We start from the raw sequence: 17,508 nt of genomic DNA on the forward strand, positions 1-17,508 counted from the left end.
TATCGAGTCCCCGCAGCCGATCACGTTAGCGCAGCACACGCAGGATCCGGCGCTCCAGCTCGTGCAGGCTGTCGCGCAGTTCCTGTTCGTCGGCCATGAACATGGCATGGATGTAGAGCACTTTACGGTCGTCCGAGACGTCCAGGCTCAGCGTGCCCGGTGTCAGCGAGATCAGATTCGCCACAAGTGTGATTTCGATGTCGCTCTCCGCCTCCAGCCGCATGGCGATCACGCCCGGTTTCATGTACCACACCGGGGTGATGACGTCATAGGCCACCCGCACATTGGCCACAAACAGCTCCTTCAGGAAGAACAAGGCAAAGGCCATGAACCTCGGCACCCTCTGGGAGTAGCCATGGAGCACCGGTATGTGGCGCTGCATGACGGCAAGCGCGAGATAACCGAAAACAAAGCCCGCCAGCAGATTGCCCCCGGAAAAACTGCCGGTCAGAGCCACCCACAGCAGTGCCAGGATCACATTCCAGAAAAAGGCAATCATGGGCGCGCCTCCAGTACCGCCCGGATATAGCGATCCGGGTTCAGAAGCTGCTCCGCCGCTGTCTCCGCCAGCGCATAGATGGGTTCACCGTTAAGGCCGATGAACACGGTACAGGCCGCCAGCCCGGCAATGGCGGTATACATCCAGCCCAGTCCGACGGTACTGCCCTGCCCGGCCGGCTCCCCGGATTCCGTATCCGGAGCCGCCTTCCAGAAAACCTCCGCCCAGATCTTGGTCATCGAATACAGTGTCAGCAGCCCCACCAGAAGGGCCACGGCGGTCACCCCCCAGGCCTCCGCCTCGACGCCGGCGCGGATAACGATGAACTTGGCGAAGAACCCGGAAAGCGGCGGCATACCGGCCAGCGAGAAGGCCGGGATAAGGAACAGCACGGACAGCATCGGCCGGCTGCGGAAGAACCCGCCCAGGTCCTTCAGCTCATGGGTGCCCGCGATCCGATAGGTCACACCACTGACCAGGAAAAGCGTGGTCTTAACAATGATGTGGTGCATGATGTAGAAGACCCCGCCGATGATCGCCAGCGGCGTGTACAGCGCCAGCCCCAGGATCATATACCCGATCTGGCTGACGATGTGGAACGACAGGATCCGCCGGAACTCGTACTGGGCCGCGGCGCCCAGTACGCCGGACAGCATGGTCAGCCCCGCCACCCAGACGAGGATCTCATGGGTGTAGGCCACGTCATGGTCGAAGACGATGGTGAACATCCGGAACAGCGCATAGACCCCGACCTTGGTCAGCAGCCCGGCGAAGAGCGCGGACACACCCACCAGGGGCGTGTGATAGGACGCCGGCAGCCAGAAAAACAGCGGGAAGGCTGAGGCCTTGATGCCGAAGGCCACCATGAACATCACCGCCACCACATTGATCATGGCGGTGTTCTCCACCTGATCGATCTTCTGGGCGATGTCCGCCATGTTCAGGGTGCCGAGCAGCCCGTAGAGGATGCCCACTGCCGAGAGGAAGATGGCCGAGGAGAACAGGTTCAGGGTCACATACTTGATCGCCCCTTCCATCTGCGCCCGCTCTCCCCCAAGGGTCAGAAGCGCGAAAGAAGCGATCAGCATCACCTCGAACCAGACGTAGAGGTTGAATATGTCGCCGGTGACAAAGGAGCCCGCCACCCCCGCCAGCAGCAGGTGCATCAGCGGATAGTAACCGAAATGCTCGTGGCGCTCGGGGGTGTCGCCCATGGAGAACAGCGCGATCGCCAGGCCCGTTATGCCGGTGAGCACCACCATGATGGCCCCCAGCATATCCACGGCAAGAGTGATGCCCAGCGGCGCGGCCCAGCCGCCCATATGCAGCACCACCATGCCCTCGGCATGCACCACCTGGAACAGGCGTATGGCCACCGCCAGCAGTGCCAGGGTCCCCACCAGTCCAAGCACACGCTGGGCGATACGGTAGCGCCACAGCGCCAGCGACAGGGCGCCGAAGAAAAGTGGAACCAGAATGGGAGCAACAGCCAGGGACATCAGGTATCGGTATCCTTCATCCGGTCCAGGTCATCCGTACCAACCACCTCATAGGCGCGGTGGATGAGCACTACAGAGAACGCCAGTACACCGAAAGCGATAACGATCGCCGTCAGGACCAGCGCCTGTGGCAGCGGGTCGGCAACGGCCGAGGCCGGCATCTGCGCGCCCTCGGGCACCAGCGGCGGTGCCCCCTGGCGCATCCCCGCCACGGTAAAGATCAGCAGGTTGGCCGCATTGCTCAGCAGCATAAGGCCAATCACCAGCTTGACGATGGAACGGCGCAGCATCATGTACACCGCGGCAGCGAACATCGCGCCCACGATGTAGGCCATCAGTGTTTCCATCAGCAGACTCCACACTCAGACATCGGGTTCCTCCGACTCGGAAAGGCCCACCACCATGGTGAGAATGGAACCGATTACGGTCAGATAGACGCCGACATCGAAAATCAGCGGCGTCGAGAACTTGTAGTAGCCGCCCCCCGGCAGCGGAATCTCCCACCACTGCGCGGTCATGGCCGGCTGGCCCAGCATCAGCGAGGGCAGTATCGAGACCAGGCCGATGAGCAGCCCGACGCCCAGAAAATCACGCGGATCCACCCGCAGCAGCTCGCGTGTGGCGCTGACGCCATATGAGAAGAGGAACAGCACCACGGCCCCTGAAGCCACCAGCCCGGCGATGAAGCCACCACCGGGCTCATCATGGCCCCGGAGAAGCAGAAAAACCGAGAACAGCAGCTGCATGGGGACCAGAATCAGCGCCGCTGTTCGAAGAATCAGTGTATTGGCTTCCCTCATGCTGTCTGATCCTCCGCCTTGAGCCGGATCATGGAGTAGACGCCAACGGCCGCGAGGGCCAGCACAAAGATCTCGCCCAGGGTATCCAGTGCCCGGAAGTCCACCAGGATCACATTGACAATGTTGCGGCCGTGGCCATCCGGGACACTGCGGGCCACATGCTCGGCCGAAATGGGTTCAAAGAACTGGACCTCGGTTGCCGCCAGGATCAGTACCGTCATGAGCGAGCCCACCAGCACGGCCACGATGATGTCGCGCCAGCGCTCCAGGGGTGAGGACATGCGCGTGAAACCGGGCAGCCGGAACAGCACCAGAACCAGCAGGATCACCGTCAGGGTCTCAACCAGGATCTGGGTGATCCCCAGATCCGGCGCACTGAAAAGGATGAAAATGAGCGCCACCGCAAAACCGACGATGCTCATGGCGGCCACGGAGCCGAGCCGCGAGACCGTCCCCGTGGCAAAAAAGGCGGACACAATCATCAGCAGGGCGATGCCCGCGGCAAAGCCGGAATCCGGAACCGGCAGCCGCAGCGGCACCCCGTACTGGGTGATGAGCGTGAAGCCGGTGATGCCGACTGTGGTCAGCGCCAGCGTGATCATGTAGTTGCCCATGGTGCCGTTCTGCAGCACCCGCGTCTGCCAGGTGGCGATGCGGGTCAGCCATTCCATGATCCGGAAGTAGCCCGCCTCGGGGCCAAAGCGCCCCAGCCCCTCACGCAGAACATCCAGCTGTGGCTGAAGACGGGACCAGAAGCGCAGTATCACCCCTGCCACCACCAGACAGCCCAAGGAGAGGATCAGCGGCATGTTGATACCGTGCCAGAGGGCCAGATGCACTTTCTCCGCTGTCCCGCCCAGGGAGGCAACCACCGGCGCCACCAGGGTCTGCTCCGGAATGAACAGGGCCACACCGAACAGCAGCGACAGTCCCGCCAGGACTACCGGCCCCGCCAGCATGGAAACCGGCGCCTCATGGGGGTGCTTCGGGGTTTCCAGGCGCTTCCCGTAGAAGGGTTTGATGGCGATGATGCCTGCCGCCACCATCACACCGATTCCGGCCCCGAAGGCCAGCACCGGCAGCAGCATCCGCCAGGCCGGCGCCTCCAGCACCGCCTCGAACATCAGTTCCTTGCCCACGAAACCAAGCAGTGGCGGCAGTCCCGCCAGCGACAGCGCCGCCACCGCCGCGGCCACCGCGGTCACCGGCATCAGCGGCGCCAGGCCACCCATCTCCGCCACATCCTTGGTTCCGGTCTCGTGATCGAGAATGCCGGCGATCATGAAAAGCGCGCCCTTGTACAGCGAATGCGCCACCAGGAAGGTCGCGAACGCCACCAACGCGTAATGGGTCCCGATGCCGATCAGCATCACCAGGGTACCCAGCGCCATGATGGTGGAATAGGCCAGTACCTTCTTCGCCCCGGTATGGGTGATGGCCATGAAGGCACCGGTGAACATGGTCAGGCCACCGAACAGGCTGAGCAGCAGCGTCCACAGCTCCGCTTCGCCCAGCGCCGGGTTCAATCGTGCCAGCAGATAGACCCCGGCCTTGACCATGGTGGCCGAATGCAGGAAGGCCGAGACCGGCGTGGGGGCGGCCATGGCGTTGGGCAGCCAGAAATGGAACGGCACCTGGGCCGACTTGGTGAACGCCCCTGCCAGGATGCACAGCAGCATGGGCACGGCCCATTCGTGCCCGATCAGGTCCGCATCCGAAGCGAGCACGCCACTCAGTGAGTACGACCCGGCCACGGTGCCCAGCATGATGAGACCGGCCATCAGGGCCAGCCCCCCCGCCACCGTCACGAACAGACCCTGGAGGGCGCTGGCCCTGGCCTTGACGTCCTCGTGCTCAAAACCGATGAGCAGGTAGGAGGTAATGCTGGTCAGCTCCCAGAACACGAAAAGCGTCACCAGGTTGTCCGAAAGCACCAGCCCGAGCATCGAGGCCATGAAACTGAGCATGACCACGTAGAAGCGGCCCAGATAGGGGTGGCCTTTCAGGTAACCGCCGGCATAGATGAGGATGAAGGTACCGATGCCGCTGATCAGCAGTGCGAACATCAGCGACAGGCCATCGATCAGGAAATCCAGGTTGATCTCCATGGCCGGGAACCACGGATAGCGCACCACCTGAGCCCCATTGGCCATGACCTCCGGAAGCAGCCCGGCAAACCACACGAAAAGCGTCGCCGGCAGCAGTGCGAACACCCAGCCACACCGGTCACCGGCTACCCTGCAGATCAGGGGGGCAAACAGAGCCAGTATGAATCCGGAAAGAACGGCAAGCAGCATCAGTGCGGGGTGCTCCAAGGGCTGGACATTGCGGAGGAGGATACCGGAGCGCGTTGATCGATAGCAAGAAACGCCGGTTCGGTGCAGCCCATCACATCATCGTGGAATGTACTGCGCCACAATGCGCGGCGTTCACCTGAAGTCCGAGCTGCCCCGGAGGTTCCATGGTCACATCCAAACGCCTGCTGATGGCCGTCACTGTACTGACAGCGGCAGCCACAGCCCCGCCCGTCAGTGCCCAGCCAGAACCGGACTGGCAGGCCCTGGACCGGGTCATGGCGGAGGGTCTGGACAGCGCCCAGACATGGCGCCAGCGCTGGAGCCTGTTCTTTGCCGGTTCCGCTGTGTTCAGTGCCCTCTCCAGTGCCGGCGCCGACACGGACGCGGATGAGTACGACGGACGTGTCCGCGCGATCACCTCAACCCTCGGTCTGCTGGATACCATCATCAAGGCACCGCCCCACCTGGCGGCCTACCGCGAGCACCATGCCATTGATCGCGACGCCTCCGGCGCACTGGCTGACGCCCGCCGTAATGCGAGGGCACTGGCCCAGGCCGAGCAGAGCCGCACGGGCTGGCGCGGGCGCCTGGGGTCACTGATCGTCAATGGCGGCGCCTATCACGCCATTGCCGAGGAGGATGGCCGCCATGATGACGCGCTGCAGGTGGCCCTGACCGGAATGCTGGTCAACGAAATCAAGCTCTGGACCTTCCCCCGGACCATGAGTGAATCCAGTGTGATCGGTATCGGGCAGGCTGCAGTGGAAGTGGAAACAGATGTCTACCTGACGGCCAACGGTATCGGCGCCCACCTGCGCTTCTAGGGGGTCAGAGTTCCGTTACCCCGAGGCCACGCCCGGCGGCCCATGAGTCGATGGCCTCCCGGGCCGTCGCCGGCACCGACACCTGCACCGAAACGCCCTGTCCATATTCAATGGCCGCCAGCTCGCCGCCCAGCCGTTCCAGTTCCAGCCGCAAAGGCTGCTCATCCGCAAAACCGATCTCCAGCTGAAGGCTCACCCGCGGCTCCCGATGTTCGAGCTCCAGCGACGACAGCACCGCCTCGGCCGCGCCTGCGTACGCACGCACCAGGCCGCCCGCGCCCAGCTTCACGCCCCCGAAATAGCGGATAACGACCACTGCCACATCCCCGATCCCCTTGTGCTCAATGACATTGAGAATGGGCCGGCCCGCCGTGCCCGACGGCTCCCCATCGTCATTCATGGCGGCACTGGTGGCCCTCCCGGGCGCGCCGATCACATAGGCCCAGCAGTGATGCCGGGCCTCGGGGTGGTCCAGGCGCGCCCGCTCAACCAGTGCCAGCGCCTCCTCCCGGCTGGCGGCCGGGGCCGCCCTGGCAATGAAGCGGCTCTTGCGGACCTGCGTTTCCGCCTCGGCTTCGCGGGCCGGAACCGGCCAGGTAACACCGCTGGTTTGTGCATCGGTCATGGGCCGCAGTATCCTCTGCCTTTCATCAATCAGGGAAGGGGCCACATCATGCAGGCACGCCTCGAACAGCGCAGCTTCCTGTTCCTGCTGCTCATTGTCACCGCGCTTTTCCTGTACCTGATGCAGCCGTTCTTCGGCGCCATCTTCTGGGCCTGCGCCATTGCCATCATCTTCTTCCCGGCGCAGCGGTATTTTACACGCCTGTGGGGCGAGCGGCCGAATCTGACGGCACTGGGCACGCTCGGGTTCTGCCTGACCATCGTGATCCTGCCGACGCTCTTTGTAGCCGCTTCCTTTGTGTTCGAGGGGGTCAACCTGTACCAGCAGATCCAGGCCGGGGAGATCGACCCGCGGGCCTTCATGGACCGAATTGGCGAGACGGTCCCCTTTGTGGGCACGGCCCTTGAATCCTTCGGCGTGGATATCGAATCTCTGCGTGAGCGCGCGGTTAACGCCGTCATGGAAGGCGGGCAGTTCTTCGCCCAGTCGGCACTGAACATCGGCCAGAACACCGCCCGCTTTTTCATCCACTTCGGGGTGATGCTCTATCTGGCGTTTTTCCTGCTGCGCGATGGTGGTTACCTGCGCGAGCTCATCGGCCAGGCGGTGCCGCTGAGCCGGGAGCGCGAGCAGCTGCTGCTTGGCAAGTTCGCGGAGGTGACCCGCGCCACCATCAAGGGCAACGTGGTCATCGCCGCCATCCAGGGCCTGCTCGGCGGTTTCATCTTCTGGGCCCTGTCACTGCCGGCAGCGGTGCTGTGGGGCGTCGTCATGGGCGTTCTGTCGCTGATTCCGGCAGTGGGGGCGGGCCTGATCTGGGTGCCGGCGGCCATCTACCTGTTCGCCATCGGCAACTGGATCCAGTCCATTGTGCTGGTGCTGTTCGGAACCGTGGTCATCGGGCTCATCGACAACCTGCTGCGGCCCGTGCTGGTCGGGCGAGACACCAAGCTTCCGGACTATATGGTGCTGCTCTCAACCCTCGGCGGGTTGATCCTTTTCGGGATCAACGGGTTCGTGATCGGCCCCCTGATCGCGGCCCTGTTCACCGCCTTCTGGGGCATCTTCATCCGCGACTTCAAGCACCCAGAGGATCAGGAGGCCGAGGGCCGGTAGACACACACCTGATCCCGCCCTCCGGACTTGGCGCGATACAGCGCCCCGTCCGCCTCGGCCAGAAGCTGTTCAGGCGTGACGGCCTCGGCATCGCGCTGGATGGTGACGCCACCGCTCAACGTCATCTGCAGTGTGACCCCTTCACAGGAAATCGACGCTGCGGCCACCTCCTGACGGATCCGCTCCAGAACCCGCATTGCGCCTTCCTCATCCGTCTCGGGCAGAATCATGGCGAACTCTTCGCCGCCATACCGGGCCGCCGTATCCTGGGGTGAGCGCAGGTTGGCGCGAATGATCTCGCCGACCATCTTCAGGCACTCATCCCCCGTCTGGTGGCCGTAGGTATCGTTAACCAGCTTGAAGTGGTCGATATCCAGCATGGCAACGGCCATGGACCGCCCGGTGCGCCGTGCCCGATCCACCTCCTGGCGCAGCTGCGCATCCAGAAAACGACGGTTGCGCAGCCCTGTCAGCCCATCGGTGACACTCAGCTCATTCAGCCTCTGGTTGAGTTCCTCCAGCTCCTGGGTGCGTTCCCGGACCCGGTCCTCCAATTCCCGGTTGAGTCGCCGCGCCGTCTCCAGGGTTTCGGACTGGGCCTGATAGCGGAGCTGACGCTCAACGTTGATCCGCTGGGCCAGCGCAAACGAAAGCAGCACCACCTCGATGATGGAGCCCAGCTGGGCGGCATGATCGGTGAAGAAGTTCGACGGCAGTACTCCGCCCTTGGACAGCGCCAGGATAGCGCCTCCGGCCAGCACGAAAGACCAGGCCATCACATAATATTTGGCGGTGACCTGGCCCTGATACCAAGCGTAGATGCCACCTATGAAAGCCACCATGCAACCGAGCACCACCAGGGGGATCAACACTGAGATCAGCGAGAAATAGCTCAGAAAAAACGATAGGACCGCACAGATACTGCTGGCTGCGATAACCAGCAGGGCGAAGCCATTCAGCCAGCTAGACAGGCGATTCAGCTCCAGAAAACGCCGCGTGAACAGGCCGGCAAAGCCGAGAACCCCGCAGATGAAAATCAGGATCGCCTGATCATTCCACTGCGTTGCCCCCGGCCATAGATACTGGAACCCATAGCCGGTTAGTGATGCCATCAACAACGCAATGCTGAACACGAAACCGACGTAGTACAGATAATTGCGCTCACCCAGCGCAAAGAACAGCAGCAAATTGTAGACGCCGATCACCAGAAAAGCGCCGAAGTAAATGCCCTGCAGAATATTGGCGGTGATGTCGTGACTGCGGAAGGTTACGCGGTCCCAGAGCGTCACGGGCACCTGAACGGAACTGTCGGTACGAACGCGAACGTAGACATCCAGCGTTTCCTGCGGCGCCCACTCAAGGGGCACTACGAAAAAGCGGTGATCCACGGGACGCTGGCTGTAGGGGTAATCGTGCCCCAGCTGCCAGGAATTGCGCAATTGACCATCGGCCAGCGCATACACCCTCACATCGCCCAGAACCGGGTAGCCAATGGAGAGAAACCGCTCCAGGTCCGTCTTGCCGTCATTGGCAAGACGGACCCGCAGCCACCAGGCGGAATCCGAATAGCCGCGATTGAAGGTGTGGCCGTCGAGCTGTCGCCAGTCATCGCGCCCGCGCACATCCTCCAGGTCCTGACCGCCCTCCGGATCCTCCAGGAACTGGAGTTCATTCTCGAGCGGCAGCCGGTGATGCTCGCGGATATCCACGCTCCCGCTGGCAGGAGCAGCCATGAGGACGCACACCGCCAGGACAAGCAGCGCCACAATGTTGGTCAGACGGATTCCATGCACGGTCAGCATGCATAAAGCCTAAACCAGATTGTGGCGCGATTCACACCCGGCTTTGTGGCATTAACGTCACCGATCAGTTGACCTTCGGGTCAAGCTCACCACTGTCGTAACGGCTGACCATGTCCTCAAGCTTGATCGGAGTAATCTTGCTGGCGTTGCCCGCCGTGCCGAAGGCTTCATAGCGCTTCACGCAGACGTCGTACATGCCGGCCAGTGCTTCCTTCATGAACTTGCGCGGATCGAACTCAGCCGGGTTCTCGGCCAGGAAGCGGCGTACGGAACCGGTGGCCGCCAGGCGCAGGTCGGTATCAACGTTCACCTTGCGCACACCGTGGCGGATGCCCTCGGCGATCTCCTCCACCGGCACACCATAGGTTTCCGGAATCTCGCCCCCGTACTCGTTGATGATATCGAGCCACTCCTGGGGAACGGAGGAGGAACCGTGCATCACCAGATGGGTATCCGGAATGCGGGCGTGGATCTCCTTGATCCGGTCGATGGCCAGGATGTCGCCCGTCGGCGGACGGGTGAACTTATAGGCCCCGTGGCTGGTCCCGATGGCGATAGCCAGGGCATCACAGTGGGTATCCTTGACGAACTGTGCCGCCTCTTCCGGGTCCGTCAGCATCTGGTCATGGCTGAGCTTACCGGAAGCGCCCACGCCGTCTTCCTCGCCGGCTTCACCGGATTCCAGCGACCCCAGGCAGCCCAGCTCACCTTCCACGGACACGCCGCAGGCATGGGCCATTTCAACCGTCTTGCGGGTCACGCCCATGTTGTAGTCGTAATCCATGGGCGTCTTGCCGTCCTCGCCCAGCGAGCCGTCCATCATCACGGAGGTGAAGCCGAGCTGGATCGAACGCTGGCACACGGCCGGGCTGGTGCCGTGGTCCTGGTGCACCGCAATCGGAATGTGCGGCCACTCCTCGGCCGCGCCTTCCATCAGGCGGCGCAGGAAGGGCGCGCCCGCGTACTTGCGAGCGCCGGCGGAGGCCTGGACGATCACCGGGCTGTCCGTCTTGTTCGCCGCCATCATGATGGCGCGCATCTGCTCAAGGTTGTTCACATTGAACGCTGGAACGCCATAGCCGTGCTCGGCGGCATGGTCGAGCAGCTGTCGCATGGAAATCAGTGCCATGTCGGCCTCTCCTTAATATCAGGTCTGGTAGCGGCGCTCAGGCGCCGCGCTCCTCGAGTACGGCAACGGCCGGCAGCGTCTTGCCCTCCACGAACTCCAGGAAGGCGCCACCGCCGGTCGAAATGTAGGAAATCCGGTCGCTGAGACCGAATTCATCGATGGCGGATACGGTATCACCCCCGCCTGCCAGAGAAAACGCATCGCTGCTGGCAATGGCATCGCCCAGCTTGCGGGTGCCATGGGAGAACGCCTCAATCTCGAACACACCCACCGGCCCGTTCCAGATGATGGTCTTCGCCCCCTTGAGCTCCTCGGCCAGGGCCGCGGAGGTTTCCGGGCCAATGTCGAGGATCATGTCATCGCCGGACACATCCTCCACCTTCTTGGTGGTGGCCTGCGCACTCTCGGACACCTCACTGGCCACGACCACGTCCGTTGGCTGGGCAATCTCGACCTTCTCCATCAGCGCCCGGGCCTCATCCAGCATGTCATGCTCGCACAGCGACTTGCCCACCGGCTTACCGCTGGCCGCCAGGAAGGTATTGGTAATGCCACCGCCCACGATCAGCTTATCCACCACCTTCGACAGCTGCTCCAGCACCGTCAGCTTGGTCGACACCTTCGAACCACCCACAATCGCCACCACCGGTTTCTGCGGATGCTCCAGCGCCTTCGTCAGCGCATCCAACTCCCCCGCCAGCAGCGGCCCGGCACACGCCTCAGGCGCAAACTTCGCCACACCATGAGTCGACGCCTGCGCCCGATGCGCGGTGCCAAAAGCGTCCATCACGAACACATCGCACAACGCGGCGTACTTCTTCGCCAGCGCCTCATCGTCCTTCTTCTCGCCCTTGTTGAAGCGCACGTTCTCGCACAGGACAACCTCACCCTCGGCAACCTCAACGCCATCCAGGTAGTCATCCAGAACACGCACCTGCTGGCCCAGCAGCTCACCCAAGCGCTTCGCCACCGGCTTCAGCGAGTCCTCCTCGGAATAGACGCCCTCCTCCGGACGCCCCAGGTGCGACATGAGCATCACACGCCCACCGGCATCCCGGGCCGCACGAATCGTCTCCAGCGACGCCCGCAACCGGGCATCCCCTGTCACCTCACCCTCCTTGATGGGCACGTTCAGATCCTCCCGGATCAGAACCCGCTTGCCCTTCAGATCCATGTCGGTCATGCGTTTAATGCTCATTGGTGCGATTCCTCAAAAGCGCGATTAACGATGAATTTTCAAAAGCCTACCTAAAACAACCGCTCCCCGGCGCAGCGATACCAACAAAGCCGGAGTGACGGAGTGGGGGTGCCCTTTCCGGGAGGCTCGGCGGCAGGAAGCCGCCGCGCCAGCGCCCAGGGATGGGTTCACAGCGGTCCCGGAAAGGGCACCCCCACTTCGGCACCTGCAGCCACATCCCAGACTGGTCGCTGCAAACTAGAGAGAAGCCCAATACCGAGCCACATCCAGCATGCGATTCGCATACCCCCACTCATTATCAAACCAGCACAACACCTTAACCATCCGTCCCCCACTGACCCGGGTCTGCCCCGCATCCACAACCCCGGAACGCGCATCATGGTTAAAATCCGTACTCGCCAGCAGCTCCTCCGTATACCCGATAATCCCATCAAGCGACGAAGCCGCCGTCTCCTTCAAAACCGCATTCACCGAATCCGTATCCGCCTCTGACCGAACCGACACCGTCATATCAATGGCCGACACATTAATCGTCGGCACCCGCACCGCCACCGAACTGAACCGCCCCGCCATGGACGGCAACAACCGCTCGATACCCCGGGCAAGTCCCGTATCGACAGGCACCATGTTATGGAACGCACTGCGGGTCCGGCGCAGATCCTGGTGATGGTAGGCATCAATCACCGGCTGGTCGTTCATCGCCGAATGGATGGTGGTGGTCGCCCCCTGCTCGATCCCGTAAGCCGCATCCAGTGCCTGGATCACCGGAACGATGCAGTTGGTGGTGCAGGACGCATTGGAAACAATGCGATCACTGGCACCCAGGGTCGTATGGTTCACCCCGTAGACCAGGGTGGCGTCCAGGTCCGGATCCCCCGGCTGGGAAAACAGCACCCGGCCGGCTCCCGCATCGAGATGTTTCTGCCCCTGCGCCCGGGTCGCGCCCAACCCCGTGCAGTCGAGCACCAGATCGACGCCGATTTCAGACCACGGCAGCTTCTCCGCGTCAGCCTCACGCACGATCCGAACGGGATCGCCGTCCACCACCAGCCCCTCCCCGCTGACATCCACCTGACCGGCAAAACGCCCATGGGTGGTATCAAAACGGGTCAGGTGCGCGATGGTCTCCGGGTCGGAAAGCTCATTGATGGCGACGACCTGAAGCTGGTCGCGGTAGCCATTCTCATAGAGCGCGCGCAGAAGGCACTGACCGATGCGCCCGTAACCATTGATCGCTACCCGAGCCGGCATCGGTCGTCCTCCGTTCACGCCATGTCGTCCAGCAGGGTTTCGCTGATGGCGAGCAGGTTATCGACGGTGAAGCCGAACGCCTCGAACAGCGGACCGGCCGGCGCCGACTCACCAAAGGTGGTCATACCAAGCACGCGCCCTTCCATGCCCACGTACTTGTACCAGTAGTCGGTAATGCCGGCTTCCACCGCCACACGGCAGGTGACCTCGGCCGGCAGCACCTTCTGGCGGTACTCGGCGGGCTGGGCCTCGAACCGGTCCGTGCTCGGCATGGAGACCACCCGCACCTGGCGGCCCTGATCGCGCAGCTGGGTCGCTGCCTCCTGGGCCAGGGCCACCTCGGAACCGGTCGCGATCAGGATGAGCTCCGGGAAGCCGTCGGAATCCGACAGGATGTAACCGCCGCGCTCGATGTCAGCCAGCTGCTGCTCATCCCGATCCTGGTGTGCCAGGGCCTGACGGGTGAACACCAGGGCCGTGGGGCCATCGCTGCGCTCAATGGCAGCCTTCCAGGCCACGGCCGTTTCAACCGTGTCACAGGGGCGCCACAGGCTCATGTTCGGGGTCTGGCGCAGAGTCGCCAGCTGCTCGACCGGCTGGTGGGTGGGGCCGTCCTCGCCGAGGCCGATGGAGTCATGGGTATAGACCAGCACGTTGCGCTGTTTCATCAGCGCGGCCATGCGCGTGGCATTGCGGGCGTATTCCATGAAGATCAGGAAGGTGGCCACATAGGGAACCACGCCACCGTGCAGGGCCATGCCACTGCCAATGGCCGTCATGGCGAACTCGCGCACGCCGTAGTACACGTAGTTGCCACTGGCATCGCCAGCAGTAATCGCCTGACAGTCACTCCAGAGCGTATTGTTGGAGCCGGCCAGGTCCGCCGAGCCACCCACCAGCTCCGGCAGAACCGGGCCGTACGCATTGAGCGTCTTCTGGGAGGCCTTACGGGTGGCCATGTTCTCGCCCCCCTCCTGGCACTGGCGGATGTAGTCCTGGGCCTTCTGAGAGAAATCAGACGGCAGCTCGCCGGCCAGACGGCGCCTGAGCTCAGCGGCCAGCTCCGGATACGCCTTCTCATAGGCGGCGAAGCGTTCATTCCAGTCCTTCTCGGCCGCCGCGCCGGTCTCGCGGGCATCCCAGGCCTGATACAGGTCATCCGGCACCTCAAAGGCCCCGTGATTCCAGCCCAGATTCTGGCGGGTCGCCTCAATCTCATCATCGCCCAGCGGCGCGCCGTGACTGCTTTCGGAGCCCGCCTTGCCGGGTGACCCAAAGCCGATCACGGTGCGGCAGCAGATGAGCGTGGGCTGCTCGGTGTTGCCCCGCGCTTTCTCAATCGCGTTTTTCACCGCCTCGGGGTCATGCCCGTCAACGCCCGCAATCACCTGCCAGTTGTAGGCCTCGAAGCGCTTGGCGGTGTCATCGGTGAACCAGCCACTAACGTCGCCATCAATGGAAATGCCGTTGTCGTCATAGAACACAACCAGCTTGCCCAGCCCGAGGGTCCCCGCCAGCGATGACGCCTCGTGGGAAATGCCCTCCATCAGGCAGCCGTCACCAACAACGCAGTACGTGTAATGGTCGATGACCTCGTGGCCGTCGCGATTGAACTGCGCCGCCAGGTTTTTCTCCGCCAGTGCCATGCCCACGGCATTGGCCAGACCCTGGCCGAGTGGCCCGGTGGTGGTCTCAACCCCCGGTGTGTAGCCGTATTCCGGGTGCCCCGGGGTACGGGAATGGAGCTGGCGGAACTGCTTCAGATCCTCGATGCCCAGGTCGTAGCCGGTGAGATGCAGCAGGCTGTACTGGAGCATGGAACCATGGCCGTTGGAGAGCACGAAGCGATCGCGATCGGGCCAGGAGGGGTTGGCCGGGTTGTGCTTGAAGTAATCGTTCCACAGCACTTCGGCAACGTCGGCAAGCCCCATGGGCGCGCCGGGATGGCCGGACTGCGCCTTCTGCACGGCGTCCATACTGAGCGCGCGTACCGCGTTGGCAAGGTCTTTACGCGACGGCATCGGAATTGTCTCCCACTGGCTGATTGGATACAGCCCCACAACGGGGCCGTTTCAAGAGGCGCGTATTTTCACCGATCGCCACCCTGTTGGGCAAATGTCAGCCGACCTTTGACGCAGCGCTATATCAATTTTTTTTGATATAGCTGTTGACCCCGGTTCAGACCCGACCGTAAAGTAGGGGCAATGAATTCAACGGCACACGTCAAATCCGCAGATACCGAAACAGCGCTGCACACGCTGGGGAGCCTCTACAAGGCCGCCGGCGACCCGCTGAGACTCGATATCCTCCGGGTCCTGCAGCGAGACACCTTCGGGGTCATGGAACTGTGCCGGCTCTTTAACATGCGCCAGTCCGGCATGAGCCATCACCTCAAGGTGCTGACCCAGGCCGGACTGCTCGAACCCCAGCGGGAAGGCAACGCCACCTTCTATCGGCGTCCACTGCTTCGGGTCGGAGACGAACCCCGCTATACCGCGGTTCGCTCGGTCTTCGAGGCCGTGGACCAGATCCAGCTCACCGAGGAACTGCTGGACCGGATCCGCACGATACGGCGTCAACGCTCGGAACAGTCCCAGGTCTTTTTCGCGCGCTACGCCCGTCACTTCCGGGAACAACAGGAGCTGATCGCCAATCACCAGCGCTATGCGCAGCCGGTGGCGGAACTCGTCCACCGGCGCTACGCCTGCGACGGCAGCGGTAACGCGCTGGAGATCGGGCCGGGTGAAGGCCCCTTCCTGCCGGTTCTTGCGAACTGCTTCGGCGAGGTGGTGGCTGTGGACAACGTCCAGGCCATGCTCGACCGCGCCGGGCAGTTCTGCGAACAGCAGGAACTCACCAATGTGCGCCTGGTGCACGGGGAGTGTCCTGATGTGATTGAACGCGGGGAAACGTTCAATCTTGTGGTGGCCAACATGGTGCTGCACCACGTCGCCAGCCCCGCGAACATCTTCCGCGACAGCGCCCAGCTGCTGAAACCCGGCGGCCGAATGATTGTCAGTGAACTCTGCCGGCACGAACAGAGCTGGGTCAGAGACAACTGCGGCGATATCTGGCAGGGCTTTGAGCCGGAAGAGCTCACGGGATGGGCAGAAGACGCTGGCCTGAAACAGGGCGAAACCCTGTTCATCGGTCTGCGCAATGGTTTTCAGATCCAGGTCAGGGAATTCACGGGCTAGCGAACCGGCTTCCCACTATGACCTTTAACCACCTTCAAAAGGAGGAAAGCAAGCATGAGTGACTACAGTCTCTTTACATCCGAGTCGGTAACAGCCGGCCACCCGGACAAGCTGTCCGACGCCGTATCCGATGCCATTCTTGACCGCATTCTCCAGGACGACCCCTATGCGCGTGTCGCCTGTGAGACTGTCGTCAAGACTGGCATGTGCCTGATCGCTGGCGAAATCACCACCAACACCAACGTTGAGTTCGAAGAAGTGGCGCGTAAAGCGATCACCGACATCGGCTACAACCACTCCGACGTTGGCTTCGACGGTAACACCTGTGCCTTCATCAACGTTGTCGGCAAGCAGTCCGTCGACATCGCCCAGGGCGTTGACCGCTCCAAGCCGGAAGATCAGGGCGCTGGCGACCAGGGCCTGATGTTCGGCTACGCCTGCAACGAGACCGACGTGCTGATGCCGGCTCCGATCTGCTACGCGCACCGTATGTGTGAGAAGCAGGCTGAGCTGCTGCAGAGCAACAAGCTTGGCTGGCTGCGTCCGGACGCGAAGAGCCAGGTGAGCTGCCGTTATGAAGACGGCAAGGTAACCGGCATCGACGCCGTTGTCCTTTCCACACAGCACAGCCCGGATGTTTCCCTGGAGCAGCTGCGTGAAGCGGTCATGGAAGAGATCGTCAAGGACGTGATCCCGTCCGAGCTGATCCACAATGACACCAAGTTCCACATCAACCCGACCGGCAACTTCGAAATCGGTGGCCCGGTAGGCGATGCTGGCCTGACAGGTCGTAAGATCATCGTTGACACCTACGGTGGCATGGCTCGCCACGGTGGCGGCGCTTTCTCCGGTAAGGATCCGTCCAAGGTCGACCGCTCCGCTGCCTACGCTGGCCGTTACGTCGCGAAGAACGTCGTTGCAGCTGGCCTGGCCGACAAGTGCGAGATCCAGATCTCCTACGCCATCGGCGTTGCCGAGCCGACCTCGATCTCCATCAACACCTTCGGCACCGGCAAGATGGATGACCGCAAGATCGAGCAGCTGGTTCGCAAGACCTTTGACCTGCGTCCCTATGCACTGACCAAGCAACTGGATCTGCTGCATCCGATGTACCGCGACACAGCCGCGTACGGTCACTTCGGCCGCAAGCCGGAACAGAAGACCGTCAATGGCCAGACCTTCACTACCTTCCCCTGGGAAAAGACCGACAAGGCGGAAGAACTGAAGGCTGCAGCCAAGTAAACCTCTGCCATACAGGGCCGGCCGCCGGC

15 protein-coding genes are annotated in these 17,508 nt (G+C 62.7%); 4 read left to right on the forward strand and 11 right to left on the reverse strand.

The window, feature by feature from the left end:
* Nucleotides 1-25: 25 nt before the first annotated feature.
* The 5 genes from CK501_RS14150 to CK501_RS14170 are packed head-to-tail and all read right to left on the reverse strand — an operon-like array spanning nucleotide 26 to nucleotide 5,095.
* The gene (locus tag CK501_RS14150; RefSeq protein ID WP_095618395.1) at nucleotides 26-499 is read right to left on the reverse strand and encodes a Na+/H+ antiporter subunit E; all 474 of its coding nucleotides are present in this window, start codon (nucleotides 497-499) and stop codon (nucleotides 26-28) included.
* Nucleotides 496-1,998 carry a Na+/H+ antiporter subunit D gene (locus tag CK501_RS14155; protein WP_095618396.1) on the reverse strand — a complete coding sequence of 501 codons (1,503 nt, stop codon included), beginning with the start codon at nucleotides 1,996-1,998 and terminating at the stop codon, nucleotides 496-498. The genes CK501_RS14150 and CK501_RS14155 overlap by 4 nt, the downstream gene beginning before the upstream one ends.
* Complete coding sequence (locus CK501_RS14160; protein WP_095618397.1) at nucleotides 1,998-2,345, reverse strand: Na+/H+ antiporter subunit C; 348 nt, start codon at nucleotides 2,343-2,345, stop codon at nucleotides 1,998-2,000. The genes CK501_RS14155 and CK501_RS14160 overlap by 1 nt, the downstream gene beginning before the upstream one ends.
* A gap of 15 nt (nucleotides 2,346-2,360) precedes the next feature.
* A complete protein-coding gene (locus tag CK501_RS14165; RefSeq protein ID WP_095618398.1) occupies nucleotides 2,361-2,798 on the reverse strand; it encodes a Na+/H+ antiporter subunit B in 438 nt (145 codons plus the stop codon).
* Nucleotides 2,795-5,095, reverse strand: coding sequence for a putative monovalent cation/H+ antiporter subunit A (locus tag CK501_RS14170; protein WP_198949537.1), 2,301 nt, complete (start codon nucleotides 5,093-5,095; stop codon nucleotides 2,795-2,797). Before CK501_RS14170 ends, CK501_RS14165 begins: the two co-directional genes overlap by 4 nt.
* A 164-nt stretch (nucleotides 5,096-5,259) precedes the next feature.
* Here CK501_RS14170 and CK501_RS14175 point away from each other — a divergent pair, with 164 nt between their 5' ends.
* Nucleotides 5,260-5,919, forward strand: coding sequence for a hypothetical protein (locus tag CK501_RS14175; protein ID WP_095618399.1), 660 nt, complete (start codon nucleotides 5,260-5,262; stop codon nucleotides 5,917-5,919).
* A 4-nt stretch (nucleotides 5,920-5,923) separates the two neighbouring features.
* Here the strand turns inward: CK501_RS14175 and CK501_RS14180 are convergent, their stop codons facing one another.
* A complete protein-coding gene (locus tag CK501_RS14180; protein ID WP_095618400.1) occupies nucleotides 5,924-6,544 on the reverse strand; it encodes a YigZ family protein in 621 nt (206 codons plus the stop codon).
* Nucleotides 6,545-6,592: 48 nt separating this feature from the next.
* Here CK501_RS14180 and CK501_RS14185 point away from each other — a divergent pair, with 48 nt between their 5' ends.
* On the forward strand, nucleotides 6,593-7,660 hold the full coding sequence (locus CK501_RS14185) for an AI-2E family transporter (protein WP_095618401.1): 1,068 nt from the start codon (nucleotides 6,593-6,595) through the stop codon (nucleotides 7,658-7,660).
* On the opposite strand, the gene CK501_RS14190 is transcribed toward CK501_RS14185, so the two are convergent.
* The 5 genes from CK501_RS14190 to tkt all read right to left on the reverse strand — a co-directional run bounded on the left by CK501_RS14190 (nucleotide 7,639) and on the right by tkt (nucleotide 15,061).
* Nucleotides 7,639-9,462, reverse strand: a complete 1,824-nt coding sequence (locus CK501_RS14190; protein ID WP_095618402.1) for a sensor domain-containing diguanylate cyclase — start codon at nucleotides 9,460-9,462, stop codon at nucleotides 7,639-7,641. The genes CK501_RS14185 and CK501_RS14190 overlap by 22 nt on opposite strands.
* A 64-nt stretch (nucleotides 9,463-9,526) precedes the next feature.
* Entirely contained in the window at nucleotides 9,527-10,591 is a 1,065-nt protein-coding gene (fba, locus tag CK501_RS14195; protein ID WP_095618403.1) for a class II fructose-bisphosphate aldolase, read from the reverse strand.
* Nucleotides 10,592-10,628: 37 nt separating this feature from the next.
* Nucleotides 10,629-11,789, reverse strand: coding sequence for a phosphoglycerate kinase (locus tag CK501_RS14200; protein ID WP_095618404.1), 1,161 nt, complete (start codon nucleotides 11,787-11,789; stop codon nucleotides 10,629-10,631).
* Between the two features lie 237 nt (nucleotides 11,790-12,026).
* Nucleotides 12,027-13,040: a type I glyceraldehyde-3-phosphate dehydrogenase gene (locus tag CK501_RS14205; RefSeq protein WP_095618405.1), complete on the reverse strand. Its 1,014-nt coding sequence runs from the start codon at nucleotides 13,038-13,040 to the stop codon at nucleotides 12,027-12,029.
* Between the two features lie 14 nt (nucleotides 13,041-13,054).
* Nucleotides 13,055-15,061 (reverse strand): transketolase, encoded by a 2,007-nt coding sequence (gene tkt / locus CK501_RS14210; protein WP_095618406.1) that lies wholly within the window; start codon nucleotides 15,059-15,061, stop codon nucleotides 13,055-13,057.
* Nucleotides 15,062-15,244: 183 nt separating this feature from the next.
* Between tkt and CK501_RS14215 the strand changes: the two genes are divergently transcribed.
* Together CK501_RS14215 and metK are read left to right on the forward strand one after the other, a co-directional pair.
* Nucleotides 15,245-16,237, forward strand: a complete 993-nt coding sequence (locus CK501_RS14215) for a metalloregulator ArsR/SmtB family transcription factor (RefSeq protein ID WP_095618407.1) — start codon at nucleotides 15,245-15,247, stop codon at nucleotides 16,235-16,237.
* Between the two features lie 54 nt (nucleotides 16,238-16,291).
* The gene (gene metK / locus CK501_RS14220) at nucleotides 16,292-17,479 is read left to right on the forward strand and encodes a methionine adenosyltransferase (RefSeq protein ID WP_095618408.1); all 1,188 of its coding nucleotides are present in this window, start codon (nucleotides 16,292-16,294) and stop codon (nucleotides 17,477-17,479) included.
* Nucleotides 17,480-17,508: the final 29 nt, after the last annotated feature.

This window comes from Halovibrio salipaludis (assembly GCF_002286965.1).
GTDB classification, from domain to species: domain Bacteria; phylum Pseudomonadota; class Gammaproteobacteria; order Pseudomonadales; family Oleiphilaceae; genus Halospina; species Halospina salipaludis.